The 21,343-nt window shown below is 65.7% G+C and carries 22 protein-coding genes; 11 read left to right on the top strand and 11 right to left on the bottom strand.

Features of this window, described 5'->3' with window-relative positions; all coding sequences use genetic code 11:
* Positions 1-6: 6 nt before the first annotated feature.
* The 6 genes from JQ507_04645 to JQ507_04620 all read right to left on the bottom strand — a co-directional run bounded on the left by JQ507_04645 (position 7) and on the right by JQ507_04620 (position 5,604).
* Positions 7-1,029, bottom strand: a complete 1,023-nt coding sequence (locus JQ507_04645; GenBank protein ID QRI70822.1) for a tetraacyldisaccharide 4'-kinase — start codon at positions 1,027-1,029, stop codon at positions 7-9.
* The gene (locus tag JQ507_04640) at positions 1,022-2,356 is read right to left on the bottom strand and encodes a 3-deoxy-D-manno-octulosonic acid transferase (protein QRI73176.1); all 1,335 of its coding nucleotides are present in this window, start codon (positions 2,354-2,356) and stop codon (positions 1,022-1,024) included. Before JQ507_04640 ends, JQ507_04645 begins: the two co-directional genes overlap by 8 nt.
* Positions 2,319-3,032 (bottom strand): lysophospholipid acyltransferase family protein, encoded by a 714-nt coding sequence (locus JQ507_04635; GenBank protein ID QRI70821.1) that lies wholly within the window; start codon positions 3,030-3,032, stop codon positions 2,319-2,321. The genes JQ507_04640 and JQ507_04635 overlap by 38 nt, the downstream gene beginning before the upstream one ends.
* Positions 3,029-3,277: a DUF4170 domain-containing protein gene (locus tag JQ507_04630; protein ID QRI70820.1), complete on the bottom strand. Its 249-nt coding sequence runs from the start codon at positions 3,275-3,277 to the stop codon at positions 3,029-3,031. Before JQ507_04630 ends, JQ507_04635 begins: the two co-directional genes overlap by 4 nt.
* Positions 3,278-3,419: 142 nt before the next feature.
* Entirely contained in the window at positions 3,420-4,229 is an 810-nt protein-coding gene (locus tag JQ507_04625; protein QRI70819.1) for a 3'(2'),5'-bisphosphate nucleotidase CysQ, read from the bottom strand.
* Positions 4,216-5,604 carry a TldD/PmbA family protein gene (locus tag JQ507_04620; protein QRI70818.1) on the bottom strand — a complete coding sequence of 463 codons (1,389 nt, stop codon included), beginning with the start codon at positions 5,602-5,604 and terminating at the stop codon, positions 4,216-4,218. Before JQ507_04620 ends, JQ507_04625 begins: the two co-directional genes overlap by 14 nt.
* A gap of 276 nt (positions 5,605-5,880) precedes the next feature.
* On the opposite strand from JQ507_04620, the gene JQ507_04615 reads away from it, so the two are divergent.
* Positions 5,881-6,405 carry a hypothetical protein gene (locus JQ507_04615; GenBank protein ID QRI70817.1) on the top strand — a complete coding sequence of 175 codons (525 nt, stop codon included), beginning with the start codon at positions 5,881-5,883 and terminating at the stop codon, positions 6,403-6,405.
* 236 nt (positions 6,406-6,641) lie between these two features.
* Here JQ507_04615 and JQ507_04610 read toward each other — a convergent pair whose 3' ends face one another.
* Both JQ507_04610 and JQ507_04605 read right to left on the bottom strand, forming a co-directional pair.
* Positions 6,642-7,574: a 4-hydroxybenzoate octaprenyltransferase gene (locus JQ507_04610; GenBank protein ID QRI70816.1), complete on the bottom strand. Its 933-nt coding sequence runs from the start codon at positions 7,572-7,574 to the stop codon at positions 6,642-6,644.
* Between the two features lie 25 nt (positions 7,575-7,599).
* A complete protein-coding gene (locus JQ507_04605; protein QRI70815.1) occupies positions 7,600-8,328 on the bottom strand; it encodes a hypothetical protein in 729 nt (242 codons plus the stop codon).
* Between the two features lie 489 nt (positions 8,329-8,817).
* Between JQ507_04605 and JQ507_04600 the strand changes: the two genes are divergently transcribed.
* From JQ507_04600 to JQ507_04575, 6 genes are all read left to right on the top strand, one after another.
* Positions 8,818-9,618 carry a 16S rRNA (uracil(1498)-N(3))-methyltransferase gene (locus tag JQ507_04600; protein QRI70814.1) on the top strand — a complete coding sequence of 267 codons (801 nt, stop codon included), beginning with the start codon at positions 8,818-8,820 and terminating at the stop codon, positions 9,616-9,618.
* Positions 9,619-9,825: 207 nt separating this feature from the next.
* Positions 9,826-10,989: an ATP phosphoribosyltransferase regulatory subunit gene (locus JQ507_04595; GenBank protein ID QRI70813.1), complete on the top strand. Its 1,164-nt coding sequence runs from the start codon at positions 9,826-9,828 to the stop codon at positions 10,987-10,989.
* Positions 10,986-11,963: an ATP phosphoribosyltransferase gene (locus tag JQ507_04590; protein ID QRI70812.1), complete on the top strand. Its 978-nt coding sequence runs from the start codon at positions 10,986-10,988 to the stop codon at positions 11,961-11,963. The genes JQ507_04595 and JQ507_04590 overlap by 4 nt, the downstream gene beginning before the upstream one ends.
* Positions 11,964-12,102: 139 nt before the next feature.
* Positions 12,103-13,149, top strand: a complete 1,047-nt coding sequence (locus JQ507_04585; protein ID QRI70811.1) for a glycosyltransferase family 2 protein — start codon at positions 12,103-12,105, stop codon at positions 13,147-13,149.
* Positions 13,146-13,988 (top strand): ChbG/HpnK family deacetylase, encoded by an 843-nt coding sequence (locus tag JQ507_04580; GenBank protein ID QRI70810.1) that lies wholly within the window; start codon positions 13,146-13,148, stop codon positions 13,986-13,988. The genes JQ507_04585 and JQ507_04580 overlap by 4 nt, the downstream gene beginning before the upstream one ends.
* 129 nt (positions 13,989-14,117) lie before the next feature.
* Positions 14,118-14,951: a DUF2076 domain-containing protein gene (locus tag JQ507_04575; protein ID QRI70809.1), complete on the top strand. Its 834-nt coding sequence runs from the start codon at positions 14,118-14,120 to the stop codon at positions 14,949-14,951.
* A 267-nt stretch (positions 14,952-15,218) separates the two neighbouring features.
* Here JQ507_04575 and JQ507_04570 read toward each other — a convergent pair whose 3' ends face one another.
* Entirely contained in the window at positions 15,219-16,028 is an 810-nt protein-coding gene (locus JQ507_04570; protein QRI70808.1) for a L,D-transpeptidase, read from the bottom strand.
* A gap of 309 nt (positions 16,029-16,337) precedes the next feature.
* Between JQ507_04570 and JQ507_04565 the strand changes: the two genes are divergently transcribed.
* Entirely contained in the window at positions 16,338-17,114 is a 777-nt protein-coding gene (locus JQ507_04565) for a protein phosphatase CheZ (GenBank protein QRI70807.1), read from the top strand.
* Between the two features lie 278 nt (positions 17,115-17,392).
* Here the strand turns inward: JQ507_04565 and JQ507_04560 are convergent, their stop codons facing one another.
* A complete protein-coding gene (locus tag JQ507_04560; GenBank protein ID QRI70806.1) occupies positions 17,393-17,911 on the bottom strand; it encodes a hypothetical protein in 519 nt (172 codons plus the stop codon).
* 330 nt (positions 17,912-18,241) lie between these two features.
* On the opposite strand from JQ507_04560, the gene JQ507_04555 reads away from it, so the two are divergent.
* From JQ507_04555 to JQ507_04545, 3 genes are all read left to right on the top strand, one after another.
* Positions 18,242-18,538 carry a co-chaperone GroES gene (locus tag JQ507_04555; protein QRI70805.1) on the top strand — a complete coding sequence of 99 codons (297 nt, stop codon included), beginning with the start codon at positions 18,242-18,244 and terminating at the stop codon, positions 18,536-18,538.
* A gap of 236 nt (positions 18,539-18,774) precedes the next feature.
* Positions 18,775-20,421: a chaperonin GroEL gene (gene groL, locus JQ507_04550; GenBank protein ID QRI70804.1), complete on the top strand. Its 1,647-nt coding sequence runs from the start codon at positions 18,775-18,777 to the stop codon at positions 20,419-20,421.
* Positions 20,422-20,516: 95 nt separating this feature from the next.
* Positions 20,517-20,807, top strand: coding sequence for a hypothetical protein (locus tag JQ507_04545; GenBank protein QRI70803.1), 291 nt, complete (start codon positions 20,517-20,519; stop codon positions 20,805-20,807).
* 105 nt (positions 20,808-20,912) lie between these two features.
* On the opposite strand, the gene JQ507_04540 is transcribed toward JQ507_04545, so the two are convergent.
* The gene (locus JQ507_04540; GenBank protein ID QRI70802.1) at positions 20,913-21,281 is read right to left on the bottom strand and encodes an antibiotic biosynthesis monooxygenase; all 369 of its coding nucleotides are present in this window, start codon (positions 21,279-21,281) and stop codon (positions 20,913-20,915) included.
* Positions 21,282-21,343: the final 62 nt, after the last annotated feature.

Raw genomic sequence — 21,343 nt, 5'->3', positions numbered from 1 at the left:
CCGGGCTCATCCGCGCAGCTTGCTGTCCCGCGCCTTGAACAGCTGATCGGTCACGAAGCGCCGCAGCGCAGCCCCATCGTCGAATTGCATCGTCACCGCGAACGGCACGATCGCCTGTGCCGAGGCCGGCATCCCGCGCGGATCGCGCAGCCGCGCCAGATCCTTTTCCGTCGTCACCAGCGTCAAGGCGTCAGCTTTCGCGCCGGCCGTGAGCTGTTCGATCTCGTCCGCCGTGAAGGCGTGGTGATCGGCAAAGGCCCTGCTACGGACGACGTCGACGCCGCTTGAGCGCAGCGTGTTGAAGAAGCGCGCGGGATCGCCGATGCCGGCAAAGGCGAGCACCCGCTCGCCGCCGAGCGCCGCCAGCGAAGCCTGGTCCGGCTTCAGACGTGCAGACAAGACCGGCTTGCCACGCGACGCGAGATCGGCGGCGATCTTTGCTGCCGCGCTCCCCTCGCCGACCACGACCAACGCGTCGGTCCGCGCGAGCTGCGGCGACAGCGGTGCACGCAACGGGCCTGCCGGAATGACGCGGCCGTTGCCGACGCCGCGCATGGCGTCGATCACGATCAGGCTGACGTTCTTGGCCACGGACGGATTCTGGAAACCGTCATCCATCAGGATCACGCTGGCATCCTGCGCGCGCGCCAGCGCGAGGCCCGCGGCGCGGTCGCGCGACACCACCACCGGCAAGGACGCCGCCATCATCAGCGGCTCGTCGCCGACATCGGCCGCCGAGTGCCTGTCACGATCGACCTTGACCGGGCCTTCGAGCCTGCCGCCATAGCCGCGGCTCAGCACCACCGGCCGCTCGTCGAGCTCGCGCAACAATTTCGCCAGTGCCAGCACCGTCGGCGTCTTGCCGGCACCGCCGACATGATAGTTGCCGACGCAGATCACGGGAATGCCGGCATCGGCGCCGGGGCGCCGCATCCGCCGCGCGGCGACCGCGCCGTACAGCGCGGCAAGAGGACTCAACAGAGATGCGATCCAAGACGTCGGCCGGTGCCAGAAGGCCGGCTCACGCATTGGCGGCTCCCATCTCGAGCCGCAACTGCAACAGATAGGGCTCGAGAGCGGTCACCGTGCGCTCCAGCGCACCACCAAGCTGTTCGACGACGCGCTCGGAGGCGGCGAGCGAGGTGTCGCGTGCGGCGGGATCGGCAAGGAACTGGCCGAGCTGCTTGACCAGCGCGTCCCGGTCATCGGCAAGCCGCGCGCCGCCGCCGCGATCGAGCGCATCATAGACGTCGGTGAAATTGAACACGTGCGGGCCGTGCACGATCGCAGCGCCAAGCTTGATCGCCTCGATCGGATTCTGGCCGCCATGCGGGACCAGCGAGCCGCCCATGAACACGATCGGCGCGAGGCGGTAGAACAGGCCGAGCTCGCCCATGGTGTCGGCGACATAGATATCCGTCGTCGCGACCGGCAGGTCCTCGTGCGAGCGCAGACTGGGGCGCAGGCCGGCAGCCGTCACGAGCTGTGCGACCGCCTCACCGCGATGGGCGTGCCGCGGCACGATCACCGTGAGCAGCCCGGGGAAGAATTTGGCGAGCGATTTGTGCGCCTCGATCAGGATCTCTTCCTCGCCGGGATGGGTGGAAGCGGCGACCACGATGGCGCGGCCGCGCGTCACCGACATCAGCCGCTCCAGCTTGGCGGGATCGGCCGGCGGCGCGGCGACGTCGAGCTTGAGATTGCCGGTGACGACGACGTTGTGGCTGCCGAGCGCGGCAAAGCGTTCGGCGTCGGTGTTCGACTGCGCGAGGCAGATGTCGAACCGTCCGAGCAGCGCCTCGATGGTGTTGGAGAGCCGACGCCAGCGCGGGAACGAACGCGGCGACATCCGCCCGTTGATCAGGACCATCGGCAGCCGCCGCGCGGCGCAGGACAGGATCAGGTTCGGCCACAAATCGGACTCGATGAACAGCGCCAGCGACGGGTGCCAGTGATCGAGAAAACGCGCGACATAGCGCGGCGAGTCATACGGCACGTATTGATGGATCACGTCGGGCGGAAACCGCTTGGCCACGATCGCGGCCGACGTCACAGTGCCGGAGGTGAGCAGGATGCGCAAATTGAGCGCGCGCAGCCGCTCGATCAACCCCACCGCCGCCAGCACCTCGCCGACGCTCGCGCCGTGGATCCAGACCAGCGGACCCTGCGGCCTGACATCGCCGCTCACGCCACGCCGCTCGCCGACGCGTTCGGGATCTTCCTTGCCGAGCTTGAGCCGCCGCTTGATCAGGGCAGGCACCACAGGCACCATCGCGGACGACAGCTTGCGGTAAACACGCAACGTCATCGGGAGCGAGCTAGCCAAGCGTTGCCTCCGGCCGCCCGACGGCAGCATAGGCGCGCCGGGTCGCTTCATTGAGCAGATTCTCCACGTGCTGCCGAAGCTTTTCCATCGTCGCGGCATCGGCATCCGGCGGTACATAGACCGGCTCAATACCTACCACTGCGCCGCGCCCGAATGGCAAATTGATGGTGGTCGAATCCCAGTTTTTCAACCGGATGAAGCGGCTGGTGACCATCGCGAACGGGATGATCGGCCGGCCGCTCTCCCGCGCCAGCATGATGGCCCCGAGACCCGCCACCCGCGCCCGCTTCGGCACGTCGGCCGTGGTGGCCATGTTGCAGCCGTCTTCCAGCGTCCGAACCATCTCCAGGAAGGCGCCGACGCCGCCCTTGCGGTGGAACGCGCCGGAATGGTCGCCGGAACCCCTGATGGTGCCGATGCCGAGCCGCTCCACTGCAAGCGCATTGAACTCGCCGTCGCGGTGGCGGGAGATCAGGACCTTGGCGCGGTAGCTCGCCTTGGTCTTGATGAACGGCGTCATGAAGTGCTGGCCGTGCCAGAACACGAAGATCGCCGGCATCAGGGGCTCGACGATCCCGTACACGTCAGAGGGCTGGTAGCTGAAGCGGTTGGTGTACCAGACCAGCCGCAGATATTCGGCCGCAAGCACACCCAGCGCGCGCTGCACGAAGCCGCTGCGCAGCAGATCGCGAAGAAGTCGTTTCAATGGGAGTGCTTTGTGTCCTGCTCAGGATCGAGCAACCGGTGGAGGTGAACGACGAAGTAGCGCATCTGGGCGTTGTCCACGGTCTGCTGCGCTTTCGCCTTCCAGGCCGCATAGGCGGTCGCGTAGTTCGGGTAGACTCCGACGATCTCGACTTCGTCCAGATTCTTGAAGGTGTTGTGCTCGAGATCGGTCAACTCGCCGCCGATCACGAGGTGAAGCAGTTGCGGCTGGGCATTGTCTGACATGATGGTGGTTTTCCTAACGAGATGCCCGGCAAAGCACTGAAGTCGTGGTCGTTACAGGTCTGGTCGTCACAAGTCTGATCGTCACAAGTCTGTCGCAAGTCTGGTCGTCACAATCGGAAGCGCGGAGCGGATCGGCGGGGCCTCACGGCAATGGACGGCTGCGAAAATGCTCGACAATACGTGCATGACGTTCGCGTCCTGCTGCCACCAGCACCCCATGCGTCACCTCCCGGCGATTGTACTCAATCGCATCCCCCGAGAGCGCGGTCATCTTACCACCCGCTTCCTGCACGATCAAATTCGCGGCGGCAAGATCCCAGTCGCGGCTTTGCCCGCCCGCAAAGGCCGCGTCAAGTCGACCTTGTGCTACGCGGCACAGCCGCAACGCCAGCGATCCGATCCGCGGAAACAACGTGATCTCGTCCGGCGACGGGCTGAGCCGCTGCACCAGCGGTTTCGGTCCGGCCATGCGGGGAAAATCGAAATCGGTGCCTGCGGTTGCGTGCACGGCGGCGTCATTAAGGATGGCACCCTGCCCGCGCGCGGCAAAGAAGAATTCCTCGCTCACCGGCGCATACACCGCCGCGAGCACCGGAGCCGCATTTTCAACCAGCGCCACACTGACGCACCAATCCTCACGCCCGGCGAGATAGGCGCGGGTGCCATCGATCGGATCGACGATCCAGGTGAAGCGCTTGCCGAGCCTGCTCTCGTTGTCGGCGCTCTCCTCCGACAACCACCCATAGCCAGGCGTCGCCGAGCGCAGCTGCTGCTCCAGCAGATCGTTGACCGCGATGTCGGCCTCGGAGACCGGCGAGGACGCGCCCTTGGTCCAGTTCTTCAATTCGGTGCGGAACAACGACAGCGCGAGCCGGCCCGCCTCCTGCACCGATCTGGTCAGCAAGGCGGCATCGCGCGCCTTGGTCCAGTCGTCCGTATCAGCGTCCGCCAAGCGTCAAGCCCTCGATGCGCAGGGTCGGCGAATTGACGCCGTAACGGAACTCGAGATCGTTGGCTGCGACCAGCGACTTGAACATCGGCAGCAGATGGCCGGCGATGGTCACCTCGCTGACCGGATAGGTGATCTCGCCATTCTCGATCCAGAAGCCGGAGGCACCGCGGCTGTAATCGCCGGTCACGCCGTTGACGCCGGAGCCGATCAGGTCGGTGACATAGAAGCCCTGCTTGATGTCGGAGATCAGCTGCTTCGGCGTCACCGCGCCGGGCTCGAGATGGAGATTATAGGTTCCGGGCGACGGCGACGACGACACGCCGCGATGCGCGTGCCCGGTCGTGACCAGGCCGAGTTCGCGCGCGGTCGCGGAGTCCAACACCCAGGTGGTCAGCACGCCTTCGTCGATCAGCGCGATCTTCTTCACCTTGACGCCCTCGGCATCGAAAGTCTGCGAGCGCAGGCCGCGCACGCGCAAGGGATCGTCGATGATACGGATGTCCTTGGAGAACAGCTGTTCGCCGAGCTTGTCCTTCAGGAAGCTGGTCTTGCGCGCAATCGAGGCGCCGTTGATGGCGCCGACCAGATGGCCGACGATCGAGCCGGCAACCCGCGGATCGAACACGACCGGCACTTTGCAGGTCTCGACCTTGCGCGGATTGAACCGCGCCACCGCGCGCTCGCCGGCCTTGCGGCCGACGGTCGCGGGTGAATCGAGATCGGAGGCGTGCGGCGCGCTGGTGAAGTCGTAGTCACGCTCCATGCCGGTGCCCTCGCCGGAGATCGCCGTCGTCGAGATGCCGTGGCTGGAGCGCAGATAGGAACCGTGAAAGCCGGTGGAAGTCACCAGCACCATGCCGCCGATCCCGGTCGAGGCCGACGCACCGCCGGACTTGGTGACACCCTTGACCGCGAGCGCCGCGGCCTCCGCCGCGATGGCGCGCTGCTCGAGCTCGGCCGTGCTCGGGACGTTGCGGTCGAGCAGATCGAGATCGGGGAAATCATGCGCAAGCAGCGCCGGATCGGCCAGGCCGACATATTTATCGTCCGGCGCCACGCGCGCCATCGCCACCGCGCGCTCGGCGAGCTTTGCGATCCCGTCGCCGGTGACGTCGTTGGTCGAGACAACAGCCTGGCGCTGGCCGACGAACACCCGGAGGCCAACGTCGTCGCCCTCGGAGCGCTCGGTTTCCTCGACGCGGCCATCGCGCACCTCGACGCCTTGCGAGACGCCGCGCACCGCGATGGCATCGGCGGCGTCGGCGCCCGCACGCCTGGCGGCATCGACCAGACGCTGCGCGAGGTCGCTGAGCGCGGATTGGTCGAACAGATCGGAGGTATCACCGTGTCGCGATGCAGATGGTGAAGAGTTCACGAACGAATTCCTGCGGATTGAGGGGAGCCCGGAACGAGGTCGACAGACCTCACCAGATGTGCCGGATTCACAGGGATTTCAAGCACTTTGCGCCGGCGGGCAACAAAGATTTGAGTGATCGGCGCAAGGCTTCGTCAATCATGCGGGCCAACCTCTTGTCAATCATGGCGCCAGGTGAGGAGCGATTAACCAGGCTTTTTAAGCTGAAACGGCCGTCGCTCGGCTAGGCTCTCACACATCGACCGGGAACATAATTCCGGCGGGGAGACTAGAGCTTTGAGGCGTCAAACACCAACAAGCGGAATCAATTCCGCCGGGTCGAGCTGCGCAATGCGGCTCGACCCTCTTTCCCTTCCGCTCTCTTTCCACGCGCAGGATGCGCGCGCGGACGGCGGCACGCGGCAGGTCGAGCTTCATCGCGAACATGTCGTGCTGCGCCGCGCCGTCCGCGGCATGCGGATGGCGGTCAATGTTCGCGTCAGCGATTTCCTCGGCGTCGCGGTGCGCGGCATCGACGACGCGCAGATGCTGGTGCTGGTTCACCGCGATCCCGCGCTCTCCATTCCGCTCGGCGCCAGTTCGGACGCCGACGAAATCAACTCCGCCTGGCAGATGTGGAGCGACATCTTCCGCCTGCCGCAACTGACCGAGCCGCCGCCGCGGATGCCTTCCCCGCGCCGCCGCCGCCGCAACGCGATCCGCGCCCGCCGCCCGAAATTCCTGGTCCGCCGCCGTACCGGTTTCCGCCTCAACGAAGCGAGCGTGCATCGCGACGAGCGCGAGATCATCGCGCGGGATTAGTTTCGTCGTCTGGCGTTCTATTCGCCACAAAATCGGTGTCGTCCCGGCGAAGGCCGGGACCCATACGCCGCAGCAGATGTTGCTGACGGGGATTCGTCGTTCCAGCATCACACAACAAGCAGTATCGGTGGTTATGGGTCCCGGCCTTCGCCGGGACGACCCGAGGATGCTGCTCGATTCAACTCGCGAAGCGAGAACCCGCAATCCATCGGGCCGCAGGGGAATGACGGAAGCCGTCAAGCCGCCCGCATCACCGCATCGACGACCAGGCTCGCGAACAGGATGAAGCCGGCATCGCGGTTGGATTTGAAGATGCGCAGGCAGAGCGCGCCGTCGCTGGTGTCAAGCCGCCGGACCTGCCAGCCAAGATGCAGCGCGAATGCCGCAAGGCCGATCCAGGCCGGCCAGCGCGCGCCAGCAAGCGCAAACGCTGTGCCGATCAGCAGCACGGCGAGGCCATAGAAGATCACCAGCGCGCGATGGGTGCGTGCACCGAACAGCCGCGCGGTCGATTTGACGCCGATCAGCGCATCATCCTCGGCGTCCTGGTGGGCGTAGATGGTGTCGTAGGCGATCACCCAGGCGATCGATCCGGCGTAGAGTGCGATCGCAGTCAGATCGATGCGTTCGAGCGTTACCGCGAATCCCATCAGGGCGCCGTAGGAGAAAGCGAGGCCGAGCACGACCTGCGGCCACCAGGTGATCCGCTTCATGAACGGATAGATCGCGACGATCACGAGCGAGGCGATGCCGGTCATGACTGCGAAGCGGTTGAACTGCAGCAGCACGAGCAGCCCGATCAGCGCCTGCGCGACCATGAAGACCACCGCCTGCGTCACGCTCACCTGCCCGGCCGGGATCGGCCGCGACCGCGTGCGCTCGACCTTGGCGTCGAGATCGCGGTCGGTGATGTCGTTCCAGGTGCAGCCGGCGCCGCGCATCACGAAGGCGCCGATGAAGAACAGCAGCACGACGAGCGGCAGCGAGCGAACATCATGCGCGACGCCGGCGGCGAGTGCCGCCGACCACCAGCATGGCATCAACAGCAGCCAGGAGCCGATCGGCCGATCGTAGCGCGCAAGCCGCAGATAGGGCCGCGACCAGACCGGCGCATGGGTATCCACCCAGTTGCCTGTGGAGTCGGCAACGCGGGCGGAAACGTCGCTCATCTGCAGCCAGCCATTGCGCGATCCATTATCGGGTCAGCACGTTGCCGTTCAACGTGTCGAAGGTGCTGCCGCCCTTCTTGGTCGGGGTCGCTTCCGGCAGTGAGGCGGACGAGCCGAGCACGTCGCTGAGCGACGGCCCCGCGGGCCCGCGCGGCTGCGCCGCAGCCTGCTCCGCGACATTGCAGACCTTCTTCAGCAACGCTTCGGTGTTCTTGTGGCCGGTCTTGAGCTGATCGGAGATCTGCGGCGGGATTCCGCATTTCGACGCATTGGTGTCGACATATTTGATCATCCTGATTTCGGCCTGGCTGTAATTGCCGATCAGCTTGCACGCCTCCTGGGGACTGGCGTGCCGGTCGCTCGCCGCCTTGATCGCTTTGCCGCGCTTCTCGGTCTCCTCGCGCAGCGGAACGAAATCCTTCATGCAGGCATCACCGGCGGCACCGCCGCCGGCACCCGGCGGGGGCGGCGGCGATGACAGACCGCCACCCGCGATCGGAGCTGCACCATTGGTCGGAAATGCCGACGGCGCGGCACCGACCCTGGCGGCCGGCGCACCGTTGACCGGCGGGAATGCCGAATCCGGGGCGGTCGCGGCCCTGGCCGGACGCGCGCCGTTCACCGGAGGAAACGCGGGGTCGTTGACGGAGCCGGCCTGTCCAGGCAGCGGAGCCGGAAAAGCGCTCTGGGCGGCCGCGCACCCCGCAGACAGGGCGGTCGCGGCAACGGTCAGCACGATCAGTCGGCGGATCATCGAGGGTGTTTCTCCGGCAAAAGGTCCAGGCAACCCCAGCGCAACAAAACGAAGCAACGAATTTTGGGGGCGTTTTACGATTCCTGTGAGCCCTTAACAACCCGTGGATTTTGGCGACAGCGCGGCGTAGGGCCACACCGGCCATATTAAATTGTTCCCGGATTCTAAGCCTTTAGGCTACCAACGGCGGCACGGCCGGTCCATCAAATCTGCCTGAACGGGATTTTCCGGCCATGCCGCTTGGATTCGCGGCTCCGCACACCGACCGAAACACAAAAGGGGCCGCGTGCAAGCGACCCCTCGGACTTCCAATATGACTTGGTGACAGAAGCAATGTATCGACGCTTTCTTCCTACCCGGCCCGCGAATTCATGGCGAGTCCGCGAGATTACGGTGTCGTTCAGTTTGGTAAACTTGTCGAGCAGCAGTGAAGCCATCTTAACGCTGGCGAACGATGCCCGTCAGGGAATTTGAAGATCCTCCCCGAACATGCCTGAACACGATTTCCGCAGCCCCCGTTTGTTCGTCGATGCGCCGCTCGGTGCCGGCGCAAGTGTTTCGCTCGAGCGCGACCAGAGCAATTATCTCGGCAACGTGCTGCGGCTGGGCGCCGGGGACAGCGTGCTGGTGTTCAACGGGCGTGACGGCGAATGGCGCGCGGCGATTTCCGGCCGCAAGCGCGCCGACACGCTGACGATCACGACGCAGACCCGCGCCCAGGACCGCCTGCCCGACGTCACCTATGTTTTTGCGCCACTGAAGCATGCGCGGCTTGATTACATGGTGCAGAAGGCGGTGGAGATGGGCGCCGCGCGGCTGGTGCCGGTGCTGACCCGCTTCACCCAGGTGTCGCGGGTCAATGGCGAGCGGATGCGCGCCAATGTGGTCGAGGCCGCCGAGCAATGCGGCATCATCTCGCTTGCCGAGGTCGCCGATCCCGTGCCGCTCGAGCGCTACCTCGCCGGCCGCGACGAGGCGCGGCTATTGGTGTTCTGCGACGAGGCCGCCGAGGTCGCGAACCCAATGCAAGCGCTGCAGGCGGCAAAGGCTGCGAACGCCGGGATCGACGTCCTGATCGGCCCCGAAGGCGGCTTTGCCGAGGAGGAGCGCGCGCTGCTGCTGCGCCGGCCCAGCATCCTTCGCCTCGCACTCGGCCCGCGCATCCTGCGCGCCGACACCGCCGCCGTCGCCGCGCTTGCGCTGGTGCAGGCGGCGCTGGGCGATTGGGGTGGTGGTGATGGAGACACCGGCGGGAGGGCTCCCTCCCCCCTTGCGGGGGACGGAGCCTGAGAGGCGTGCTCACCTCACGCGCAACTCGGCGCGCCCGGCCCCTAGCCAAGCCGTCGCAAAATCGTTAACGAACCCAATCATTAAGCCACTTGGCTGATCTTTGGCTGATCCCTGTCGAAACCATGGATCGGCCATGCTAAGGGCTCCGCCAACACCACCTATGGAACCTGCCTCGAAACGCGATTTCGGGGCGAATTGGACCTCGAGATGACCGAAGCTGCCGCACCACGATCCGCCGCCGGATCCGCCTTATGGGCGGATGCGCTGCTGGCCTCGTTCGCGCAGGCAGGCTACGTCAGGTCCGAGCCCGCGATCCTGCAACCGGCGGAGCCGTTCCTCGACCTGTCCGGCGAGGACATCCGCAAGAGCCTGTATCTGACCACCGACCCGAGCGGCGAAGAGCTCTGCCTGCGCCCGGATCTCACGATCCCGGTGGCGCGCGACTACCTCGCCTCGCCTCGCGCCGGCCAGCCGGCCGGCTTCAGCTATCTCGGCCCGGTGTTCCGCTATCGCGGCGGCGCGCCGAGCCAGTTCCTGCAGGCCGGCATCGAATCCTTCGGACGGCAGGACCGCGCCGCGGCCGATGCCGAGATGCTGGCGCTGGCGCTGGAGGCGACCACGGCGTTCGGGCTGAAGGACGTCGAGATCCGCACTGGCGACGTCGCGCTGTTCAACGCGCTGATCGACGCGCTGGAGCTCTACCCGGTGTGGCGGCGCCGCCTGATCAAGGATTTCAACCGCAAGGTTTCGCTGACCGACGACATCGAGCAGCTCACGCTTGCGACCGCGCCGGGCCGCAACGAATATGAGGGCGTGCTCGCGGCGCTGGCCGGCTCCGACCGCAAGGCGGCGCTGGCGCTGGTCACCGATTTGATGTCGATCGCCGGCACCACCAATGTCGGCGGCCGCACGGTGGCCGAGATCGCCGACCGCTTCCTCGAGCAATCGACCTTGAAGGCCGGCGCGCTGCCGCGCGATGCGGTCGCCACCATCAAGCGCTTCCTCGCCATATCCGGCGATCCCGACGACGCGGTCGCGCAGCTGCGCGCGCTGGCCAGTGACGCCAAGCTCAACCTCGCCGCTGCGATCGACCAGTTCGAGAGCCGGGTCGGCTTCATGGCCGCGCGCGGCATCGACATCAGGACAACGCGGTTCGCGACCGCATTCGGCCGCGGCCTCGACTACTACACCGGCTTCGAATTCGAGTTGCACGCCAAGGGCAACGGCAGCGAGCCGCTGGTCGCGGGCGGCCGCTATGACGGGCTGATGTCGCAGCTCGGATCGGCCAATCCGATCCCCGCGGTCGGCTTCTCGGTCTGGATCGAGGCGATGACCCGGCACGGCAAGGCCCTGCGCGGAGACGTCCGATGAGCACGCCCTTCGTCGTCGCCGTTCCGTCCAAGGGGCGCCTGCAGGAAAACGCGGAAAGCTTCTTCGCCCGCGCCGGACTGACCCTGTCGAAAGCCGGCGGCGCGCGCGATTATCGCGGCACCATTGCCGGCGTCGACAATGTCGAGATCGCCTATCTGTCGGCGAGCGAGATCGCGGCCAATCTGGCGCGCGGCGCCGTGCATCTCGGCGTCACCGGCGAGGACCTGGTGCGCGAGAGCATTCCGGATCCCGACAAGCGCGTGCTGATGATCGAAGGCCTCGGCTTCGGCTATGCCAATGTCGTGGTCGCGGTGCCGCAGGCCTGGATCGACGTCCGCACCATGGCCGATCTCGACGACGTCGCCTCGGGCTTCCGCGAGCAGCACAATCACCGAATGCGGGTCGCGACCAAATACATCAATTTGACGCGCGGTTATTTCGCCAAGCACGGCGTCGGCGACTACCGCATCGTCGAGAGCGCCGGCGCCACTGAAGGCGCGCCCGCGGCCGGCACCGCCGAATTGATCGTCGATATCACTACCACGGGCGCGACGCTCGCCGCCAACGGGCTCAAGGTGCTCGACGACGGCGTGATGCTGCGCAGCCAGGCCAATCTGGTGGCCTCAAAGGATGCCGACTGGTCGACCGGCGCCCGCGAGACCGCGCGCGTGATCCTCGACCACATCGCCGCGCGGGCCCGCGCCAGCAAGTACCGCGAGGTGCGCACCCGCTTCGCCGGCTGCAACGATGCGCTGCTCGCCGAGGCGCATCAGCGTTTCGGCGTGGTCGCCCCGTTCGGCGGCCCGACCTCGTCGGGCATGCTTACGCTGCACTGCCCACCGGGCAAGCTCTACGCGCTCGGCAGCTTCCTGCGCGAGCACGGCGCCGAGACCGTGTCGGTGGTGTCGCTGGACTATGTGTTCGACCGCGAGAACCCGCTGTTCGCCAGGCTCGAGGCGTTCCTGCGACAATGAGTCAGCCGCGCCGTTCATGTTGGCGACAGCCGGCCGCCGGTACCATATTGTGTGCATGATCTCTCGTTGTGACGCGTTTTCCTCACGCGAACCGGACGTCCATGTCGCCCGAAAACGCTCTAGTTCTGGAACCTGACCGATGATGCTGGGCTCTGACGTTTCCAGCCTGACCACGACCGCCAAGACCGCCGCCGCGCAGGGTCTGTCCATCGTCGTACCCGTTTATAACGAGGCCGCCGGGCTCAGTGCGCTGCACCAACGGCTGATCGACCTCGCAAGGTCGCTGCGTGCCCGTTACGGACTTGCCTGCGAGGTGGTCTATGTCGACGACGGCAGCGCCGACAACACGCTGGCGATCGCCCGCGGCCTGCCCGCCGACGGGCTCGACCTGCAGGTGGTGTCGCTGTCGCGCAATTTCGGCAAGGAGGCGGCACTGATGGCCGGCCTCGACCATGCCCGCCGCGGCGCGGTGCTGTTCATGGACGGCGACGGCCAGCATCCGCCCACGCTGGTGGAGCAACTGGTCGCGCACTGGATCGATGACGGCTACGACGTGGTCTACACGGCGAAGGCGCATCGCGACAATGAATCGGCGTTGCGGCGGCTTGCCGTGCGCGGCTTCTATTCGCTGATCAACTGGGGCGCGCGGCAGCAGATCCCCGAGGATGCCGGCGACTTCCGCCTGCTGTCGCCGCGTGCGGCCGCGGCCTTGCGGCAATTGCCGGAGCGCAACCGCTTCTTCAAGGGCCTCGCCAGCTGGATCGGCTTCAAGCAGATCCGCGTCGACTACGAGCCGGCGCCGCGCGCGCACGGCGTCACCACCTTCAACGCCGGCCGGCTGATCGGCCTCTCGATCGAGGGCCTGACCTCGTTCTCGGTGGCGCCGCTGCGCTTCGCCAGCCTGCTCGGCGCGCTGCTCGCCGGCGCGGCCTTCCTGTTCGGTCTTTCGATCCTGTGGGAAGTCTTGACCACCGGCAAGCAGGTGCCCGGCTATCCGTCGCTGATGATCGGCGTGATGACGATCGGCGGCGTGCAACTGATCATGATCGGCATCGTCGGCGAATATATCGGCAAGATCCTCTCCGAGCTGAAGGCGCGGCCGATCTACTTCGTGGCCGAGCACACCGAGAAGCACGCCGACGGCGGCGCTGCGCAAAGCGCCACCGAGCGGACCGCCGCCGAATGAGCGAAACCGCGCCGCGCCGGATCTGGCTGTGTGCTGACGATTATGGCTTGAGTGACGGCGTCAACCGCGCGATCCGCGACCTGATCGAGCGCGGCCGGCTCAATGCCACCTCGGTGATGATGGTGACGCCGGCGATCGGCCGCGAGGCGGCGGCCGCGCTGCAGGCGTCGGTGGCGAAAAGCCCGCGCTGCGCGATCGGACTGCACGTCACGCTGACCGCGCCGTTCCGGCCGCTGACGATGCATTTCCGCCCGCTCGACGGCGATATGTTCCTGCCCTTTCCGAGGTTGTTGCGCGCCGGGCTGATGCACCGGCTCGATGCCGAATTGGTCCACGCCGAAGTGCTGGCGCAGCTCGACGCGTTCCACGACCTGTTCGGCCGCGCGCCTGATTTCGTCGACGGTCACCAGCACGCGCAGCTTTTCCCGCAGGTGCGCGACGGCTTCCTGCGCGCCGTAAAGGAACGCGCGCCGGACGCCTGGGTGCGGCAGTGCGGACGCGAAGGCCCGCTGGCGCGGCAGCTGACGGCGCCGAAGGCGCTGGTGCTGAACGTGCTCAGCACCCAATTCCGGATCAAGGCGCAGCGAGCCGGCCTGCGCTTCAATCCAGCCTTCGCCGGCGCCTATGATTTTACGCGCGAGAATGATTTCGCGGCACTGATGCGCGGCTTTCTTGACGGCATGCCCGAGGACGGGCTGGTGATGTGCCATCCCGGTTTCGTCGACGAAACACTTGAGGGCCTCGACCCGCTGACGACGCAGCGCGAGACCGAACATGGCTATCTCTCGGGCGATGATTTCGTCGCGCTGCTGGCCCTGAATAAAGTTACACTGGCCTGATAAGGTTCACGAAATTCACCCGGTCGGATTGTCGCATACATAAATTTAATTCTGGCCCCCACTCCTTGCGCCACAAAGCCCGTCCTACATCAGCCGCGCGCCGATTCGATCGACGCGATGGAGAACGCCATGACACCGCAAGAACGCCAATTGATCGACGATCTCTTCGACCGGCTCGCCAAGCTGGAGAATGCCCCGCGCGACAGCGAGGCCATGTCCGCGATCATGCAGGGCCTGCGCAGCGCGCCGAATGCGGTCTACGCGCTGGTGCAGACCGCACTGGTGCAGGACGAGGCGCTGAAGCGCGCCCATGACCGGATCCAGGAACTCGAGGCCGCGGTCGGCCAGCAGCAGCCGGCGCAGCAGCAAGGTGGTTTCCTCGATTCGATGCGCGATGCCATCTTCGGACAGGGACAAGGCCAGCCGCACGGCTCGGTGCCGCCGGTGCGCGCGCCCGATATCGGCGGCAGCCGCCCGGTCTGGAACTCGGGCCAGGCGATCCAGCAGGCGGGTGGTGGCTATGGCCAGCCGCCGCAGCAATACAATCAGCCCCAATACGGCCAGCCTTACGGCGGCCCGCAGCCCCCGGCCTTCGGCGGCGGCGCGCCCGGCGGTGGTGGCGGATCATTCCTCGGCACAGCGGCTGCGGCCGCGGCCGGCGTGGTCGGCGGCGGACTGCTGCTCTCCAGCATCCGCGGCATGATGGGCGGCGGCGGTCACCAGTCGCTGGCCGATGCCGGCAATTTCGGTGGCGGCTCGCGCCCGTGGGGCGGCGACCAGTCGTCGAGCGACCTCGCGCGTGACGCCGGGATCAACGATGTCGGTTCGTCCGGTCGCGACAGTGATTACGGCTCGCGCGCCGGCGCGTTCGACCAGGCGCAGGTCGACCGGGACAGCGACGATGATCAAGACGCCGACGACTTCGACGACAATGGCGGCGACGACAACAGCGATTACGCGTAAACGCGTGCGCATCGCCTGAACGACAAACGGCCGCTCTCATCGAGCGGCCGTTTTTGATTCGGACTCAACCACGCGGTGTCATCACCCGCGCAGGCGGATGATCCAGTATCCCGGAGACCGCAGTGCTTGAGCCGAGAGGCCACGGCGTACTGGATCGCCCGGGCTGAACATCAAGCCGGGCGATGACAGGTGGGGATGGGTCCCGCCCTACGCCGGGACGACGCGGACTTCGTAACCCAGCGCTCTACTTCGCGCTGGGTTACGCGATTACATCACGACGACCTTGGCGCCGACATTGACGCGACCGTAGAGATCGATCACGTCCTCGTTGCGCATCCGGATGCAGCCGGACGAGACGTTGGTGCCGATCGTCCAGGGCTCGTTGGAGCCGTGGATGCGATAGAGCGACGAGCCGAGATACATCGCGCGCGCCCCGAGCGGATTCTCCGGGCCGCCTTCCATGTGGCGCGGCAGATCGGGACGGCGCGCCAGCATTTCCGGCGGCGGCGTCCAGGCCGGCCACTCCTTCTTCGCGGAGATCGTCTTGACGCCGGCCCAGGTGAAGCCGGGCCGTCCGACGCCGATGCCGTAGCGCAGCGCGCGGCCGTCGCCCTGCACCAGATAGAGGAACTTGTTCGGCGTATCGACGACGATGGTGCCGACGCCTTCCTTGCCGCTGTAATCGACCAGCTGCTTTTCATAGCGCGGATCGAACGGACGCTGCGTCGGATCGCCCGCCGCCTCTTGCTGCTGGCGGATCATCTGCTGCTGCGGATCCATCGGCGGCAGCCCCTGGGGATTGCCGTAATAGGCCGGCTGCTGCTGATACATCGGCTGCGGTGCATAACCCTGCGACGATGGCGCATCGCCGAACAGGAATTCGATGAAGCCGCCGCCCATGTTGGAGCGTTGCGGCTGCACATAGGCGGTGCGCATCGGCGGCTGCGGCGCGCCCCGGTTGGCGTAGATCACGGTGGGCTCGGGCGGAGCCGACGCGTCGATCGCCATGGCATGATGGGGAACGGCAATAAGCGAAGAGGCGCCGGCAAGCAGCGCAAGCGTGGTTTTCCTGAACATCGACGTACTCTGTACTGGTTTCGTCGTGACGTGATGCGCGAGGGCGCGTGATGCGCCGTTGCACGTGGTCAATAAGCAATGAAAACCGCATCGGTTTGGTAAACGGATCGGCCGTTTCGATTCACCACGTCGACAATGCGGCGCGGTTTTGCCGGGTAGCGTTTATTTTGCGTGAACGCCGCAGCGTCATGGTTAATCGGCAGTATCCCTGAGGTTGCGCAGGATCAGCGCAAACTGTTCCCGCGTGAACCTGACGTTAAATCCGCGCTGTCTAGAACGGACTGCAGTGAAGGGGCGGGAATGAAAATCATGTCAGTGAAGCGCAAGCGTTTTCGTGTCGAGCAGGCGATGGGCGAGGTTGTGATGCCGGAGCCGGAAGTGACCGGCGGCGCCGACCTCGGTCCGATGCATCGCGAGATCATGGCCGAGCTTCGCTCGATCCGCGCCCAGATGGCCGCAGCACCGGCCCAGCGCACCGCCGACAGCGTCGATTCCATCGTGGCCCGCGAGGTCGCCGAAGCGCACGCGCTGCTCGAGACCTACCGCGCGCAGGTCGAACAGTGCGAGAAGCTCAAGGTCGAGCTCGACCTGATCCACGACGCGATCAGCCGCACCAAGCGCGAGATCGCCGTGCTGCACGGCAAGAGCTTCAACGGCGAGGAGATGGCCAAGGTCAATGGCGAGCTCGGCGCCGTGGTCGGCGGCACCGAACAGGCCACCCAGCAGATCCTCGAAGCGGTCGAGGCGATCGACCAGGCCGCGACCGCGCTCGCCAACAACGTCACGCCCGACCAGCAGAAGCGGCTCAGCGAAGATATCCAGGAGCGCGTGGTCTCTATCTTCGAGGCCTGCAACTTCCAGGACCTCACCGGCCAGCGCATCAGCAAGGTGATGCAGACGATGAAGTTCATCGAGCAGCACATCAACGAGATGATGAACATCTGGGGCGGCGTCGACGCGATCAAGAGCCACTCCCCGCCGATCGTCGACACCCGCGAGGGCGATGCCCGCTTGCTCAACGGCCCGAAGCTCGACGGCGACGCCGGCCACGCCTCGCAGGACGACATCGACGCGATGTTCAACTGAGATCGGCAGATCATTACGAAGAACGCCGGCCTCAAGGGCCGGCGTTTTTGTTTGCTTGGACTTGTCCGCTTCCCTTCTCCCCTTGTGGGAGAAGGTGGCGCGGATGCAATCCGCGCCGGATGAGGGGTTCTATCCGCGAACTTGGAATGCGAGAGGGTCACTCGCGGAGAGAGACCCCTCACCCGAATTGCATCTGCGATGCAATTCGACCTCTCCCACAAGGGGAGACGTGTACTGCCGATGCGGCTCCAGGATGAACGGAAGGACCAGCCTCGCTCTTACGCCCTTGGCGCGCAGCGGACGTAGACCATGTTGCCGTAGCGGGTGGCGGCGTCCTTGTCGACGAAGCGGGTGATCAGGACCCTGCCGTCGAACGAGATGATCTCGCGGTCCTGCTCGCCGGGCACCGGTCCGGGCGGGCCGATATAGTTCTTGCCGCTCGGGGAACCCTTCAGCCGCAATTCCTGCGGGGTAGCCTGGTCGGCCAGATGCATGATGACGCCGCCGCTCTGGCCGGCGCCGATCACGTAAGGCTGCTTGCACTGGCCGCGCGCGGCGGCCTCGGTGCGGGCACGGTCGGCGGGATTCTGGAACGAGGCGAGACCCCAGCGGCCGACGATCTCGTCGGGGCGGATCGACGCGGGCATTTCCGGGGCGACTCCCGGTTCAGAAGGCGCCGGCTCGGGGTTCGACGACAGCGACGGCAGGCTCATGCTGCCGCACGCTCCCAAGAGTGTCGTCAGCGCCGAAACAGCCGCGAACCGTGCGACCAATCGCGCGTTGAGTGACATGATCATATGTATCCCCCGACTATGTCCCGGCCGCACCCGTCATGCAGCCAAGCGTAAAACTTAAGACGGAGCAATGACGTCTGACAAAATTACGTCATCGCTACGATTTGGTTTCCGGTCCACCATCCTATATTGGCCTCACCAAGGCCTTAACCCGTTTGCTTGACAGAAACTGCGCCAAGCCATATTTCCCGGCCCACAATTAGCACTCTTGCACCACGATTGCTAAATGCGTCGGGCGTCCTGCCTGGCGCCGACCGGGCCGGCATTCAACACCGGTCTCGATGAACCGGACCTGAAACCAAGCCTCCAAGAGGACCTTTAAGAGGGAACGTCATGGCTAAATCCACCTTCCGCCCACTGCATGACCGCGTCGTGGTCAAGCGCATCGATGCCGAGGAGAAGTCCAAGGGCGGCATCATCATTCCGGACTCGGCCAAGGAGAAGCCGTCGCAGGGCGAGATCGTCGCCGTCGGCCCGGGCGGCCGTGACGAAGCCGGCAAGCTGATCCCGATCGACCTCAAGGTCGGCGACCGCGTGCTGTTCGGCAAGTGGTCGGGCACCGAGGTCAAGCTCGACAACCAGGAGCTCCTGATCATGAAGGAGTCCGACATCATGGGCGTGCTGGCGTAAGCCCACGAACTCCGAGGGCCGCTGCTTCTGCACGGCGACCTCTTCCCTTCTCCCCTTGTGGGAGAAGGTGGCGCGCAAGGCGCGCCGGATGAGGGGTCTCTATCCGCGGAGACAGACCCCTCACCCGTCCGCGATGCTTCGCATCGCGTCCACCCTCTCCCACAAGGGGAGAGGGGAAGTGGACACGGCGATCAAGCGGCAAACAACGACATTCATTCAATCAGGAGTTCAAATCAATGGCTGCCAAGGACGTAAAATTCGCCGGAGACGCCCGCGACCGCATGCTGCGCGGTGTCGACGTGCTCGCCAACGCCGTGAAGGTGACGCTCGGCCCGAAGGGCCGCAACGTCGTCATCGAGAAGTCGTTCGGCGCTCCCCGCATCACCAAGGACGGCGTCACCGTCGCCAAGGAGATCGAGCTCGACGACAAGTTCGAGAACATGGGCGCGCAGATGCTGCGCGAGGTCGCTTCCAAGACCAACGACACCGCCGGTGACGGCACCACCACCGCGACCGTGCTGGCCCAGGCCATCGTTCGCGAGGGCGCCAAGTCGGTTGCCGCCGGCATGAACCCGATGGACCTCAAGCGCGGCATCGACACCGCGGTCGCCGCCGTGATCAAGGACATCGAGAAGCGCGCCAAGCCGGTCGCATCCTCGTCGGAAGTCGCCCAGGTCGGCACCATCTCGGCCAATGGCGACGCCGCGATCGGCAAGATGATCGCGCAGGCGATGCAGAAGGTCGGCAATGAGGGCGTCATCACCGTCGAGGAGAACAAGTCGCTCGAGACCGAGGTCGACATCGTCGAGGGCATGAAGTTCGACCGCGGCTATCTCTCGCCCTACTTCATCACCAACGCCGAGAAGATGACCGCCGAGCTCGAGGATGCCTACATCCTGCTGCACGAGAAGAAGCTGTCCGGCCTGCAGTCGATGCTGCCGGTGCTGGAAGCCGTGGTGCAGTCCGGCCGTCCGCTGCTGATCCTCGCCGAGGACGTCGAGGGCGAGGCGCTGGCGACGCTGGTGGTCAACCGCCTGCGTGGCGGCCTCAAGGTCGCCGCCGTCAAGGCGCCGGGCTTCGGCGATCGCCGCAAGGCGATGCTGGAGGACATCGCGATCCTGACCGGCGGTCAGCTGATCTCCGACGACCTCGGCATGAAGCTCGAGAACGTCACGGTGAACATGCTCGGCCGCGCCGGCAAGATCGTGATCGACAAGGAGAACACCACGATCGTCAAGGGCGCCGGCAAGAAGAAGGACATCGACGCCCGCGTTGGCCAGATCAAGGCGCAGATCGAGGAGACCACCTCGGACTACGACCGTGAAAAGCTGCAGGAGCGCCTTGCCAAGCTCGCCGGCGGCGTTGCCGTCATCAAGGTCGGCGGCGCGACCGAGGTCGAGGTCAAGGAGAAGAAGGACCGTGTCGAGGACGCGCTGAACGCAACCCGCGCCGCTGTGCAGGAAGGCATCGTGCCGGGCGGCGGCGTGGCGCTGCTGCGCGCCAAGAAGGCGGTCGGCCGTCTCACCAACCCGAATGCCGACGTCCAGGCCGGCATCAACATCGTGCTCAAGGCGCTCGAGGCTCCGGTTCGCCAGATCTCGGAGAACGCCGGTGTCGAGGGCTCGATCGTGGTCGGCAAGATCCTCGAGAACAAGTCGGAGACTTTCGGCTTCGACGCCCAGACCGAGGACTATGTCGACATGGTCGACAAGGGCATTATCGACCCCGCCAAGGTGGTGCGCACCGCCTTGCAGGACGCCTCCTCGGTCGCCGGCCTGCTGGTCACCACCGAGGCCATGGTCGCCGAAGTGCCGAAGGACGCGGCGCCGGCGATGCCGGGCGGCGGCGGCATGGGTGGGATGGGCGGCATGGGCGGCTTCTGAGCCCCCCGCTGCACCTCCGTATCAAGATTGAAGGCCGCCTCCGGGCGGCCTTCTTTTTTGCGATTTGATCACGATCGAGATGTAAGGACGATCCGATGTCCCGCGACGCCAGATCACTGACGACAACGCTGGCGCTGTTCTACGCGATCGGCGCGGTGCTCGCATTGGGCGCCTATGCCCAGGACGACATGGACGCTGTTGCGGTCGTCGTGACGTTCTGGTTCAAGCAGACGCTGACGTTCGCCGTTCTCGGCGCGGGCTATAGCCTCTATTACGTTATCGCCGGTTCGATCGGTCATCGTCCAAAAGCGCCGCTGCGATTTCTCGACATCGCCTTTCTGACCGGTGTCGCCACGCTCGCCGTTCTGATGGCGATCAACGGTTGAGCAAGTCGGACGTCGCCCCGAATGCCGTTGCGCTCCCTCTCCCGCTTGCGGGAGAGGCGTACGGCGTGTGCGGGGATGCTGGTTCAGCCAAAAATTTTCCGTGCCTTACGCGACGCAGATGTCCGGCACCGCGACCTTCCGGAACAGATGCGGTGACGCTACCGCCGAGGCCGGATAGGCCGAAAGCTTGGCCCGGAACTCCGGGTTCATGAACGCGGCACGGAAGGCGGCCGTGGATTCCCAGACCGCGTAATTCAGATAGGCCGGGCTGTCACCCAGCGCGCGATGCAGCTGGGTCGAAATAAAACCGGGCTGCCGCTTCATGATCGCGGCGTCGTCCTGCCAAGCCCTGAGGAAACTGTCCTCGTCGGCCGCATCGAGTGTGAAGAGGTTGACCAGCACGACGTTGGTGGCGTCGACCGCGAGCTGACGGTCGATCGGGAACGCGGGGTCCAGGGGGCGCATCTGCGGCATGGTTTACTCCTTTGATATGGTGCTATGATGTCAGTTCGATCTGATGGATACGTATCAATATT

It is taken from the genome of Bradyrhizobium sp. PSBB068, from assembly GCA_016839165.1.
Taxonomy (GTDB): domain Bacteria; phylum Pseudomonadota; class Alphaproteobacteria; order Rhizobiales; family Xanthobacteraceae; genus Bradyrhizobium.
Note: the sequence above shows the minus strand (reverse complement) of the source record. Positions and strands in the feature narration are given on the sequence as shown.

Coding starts and splice junctions, on each gene's coding strand:
- JQ507_04580 (QRI70810.1), top strand. CDS start 13,146: ATGAGCGAAACCGCGCCGCGCCGGATCTGGCTGTGTGCTGACGATTAT.
- JQ507_04610 (QRI70816.1), bottom strand. CDS start 7,574: ATGAGCGACGTTTCCGCCCGCGTTGCCGACTCCACAGGCAACTGGGTG.
- JQ507_04600 (QRI70814.1), top strand. CDS start 8,818: ATGCCTGAACACGATTTCCGCAGCCCCCGTTTGTTCGTCGATGCGCCG.
- JQ507_04570 (QRI70808.1), bottom strand. CDS start 16,028: ATGTTCAGGAAAACCACGCTTGCGCTGCTTGCCGGCGCCTCTTCGCTT.
- JQ507_04555 (QRI70805.1), top strand. CDS start 18,242: ATGGCTAAATCCACCTTCCGCCCACTGCATGACCGCGTCGTGGTCAAG.
- JQ507_04560 (QRI70806.1), bottom strand. CDS start 17,911: ATGATCATGTCACTCAACGCGCGATTGGTCGCACGGTTCGCGGCTGTT.
- JQ507_04595 (QRI70813.1), top strand. CDS start 9,826: ATGACCGAAGCTGCCGCACCACGATCCGCCGCCGGATCCGCCTTATGG.
- JQ507_04640 (QRI73176.1), bottom strand. CDS start 2,356: ATGCTGCCGTCGGGCGGCCGGAGGCAACGCTTGGCTAGCTCGCTCCCG.
- JQ507_04545 (QRI70803.1), top strand. CDS start 20,517: ATGTCCCGCGACGCCAGATCACTGACGACAACGCTGGCGCTGTTCTAC.
- JQ507_04590 (QRI70812.1), top strand. CDS start 10,986: ATGAGCACGCCCTTCGTCGTCGCCGTTCCGTCCAAGGGGCGCCTGCAG.
- groL (QRI70804.1), top strand. CDS start 18,775: ATGGCTGCCAAGGACGTAAAATTCGCCGGAGACGCCCGCGACCGCATG.
- JQ507_04565 (QRI70807.1), top strand. CDS start 16,338: ATGTCAGTGAAGCGCAAGCGTTTTCGTGTCGAGCAGGCGATGGGCGAG.
- JQ507_04605 (QRI70815.1), bottom strand. CDS start 8,328: ATGATCCGCCGACTGATCGTGCTGACCGTTGCCGCGACCGCCCTGTCT.
- JQ507_04645 (QRI70822.1), bottom strand. CDS start 1,029: ATGCGTGAGCCGGCCTTCTGGCACCGGCCGACGTCTTGGATCGCATCT.
- JQ507_04575 (QRI70809.1), top strand. CDS start 14,118: ATGACACCGCAAGAACGCCAATTGATCGACGATCTCTTCGACCGGCTC.
- JQ507_04630 (QRI70820.1), bottom strand. CDS start 3,277: ATGTCAGACAATGCCCAGCCGCAACTGCTTCACCTCGTGATCGGCGGC.
- JQ507_04585 (QRI70811.1), top strand. CDS start 12,103: ATGATGCTGGGCTCTGACGTTTCCAGCCTGACCACGACCGCCAAGACC.
- JQ507_04540 (QRI70802.1), bottom strand. CDS start 21,281: ATGCCGCAGATGCGCCCCCTGGACCCCGCGTTCCCGATCGACCGTCAG.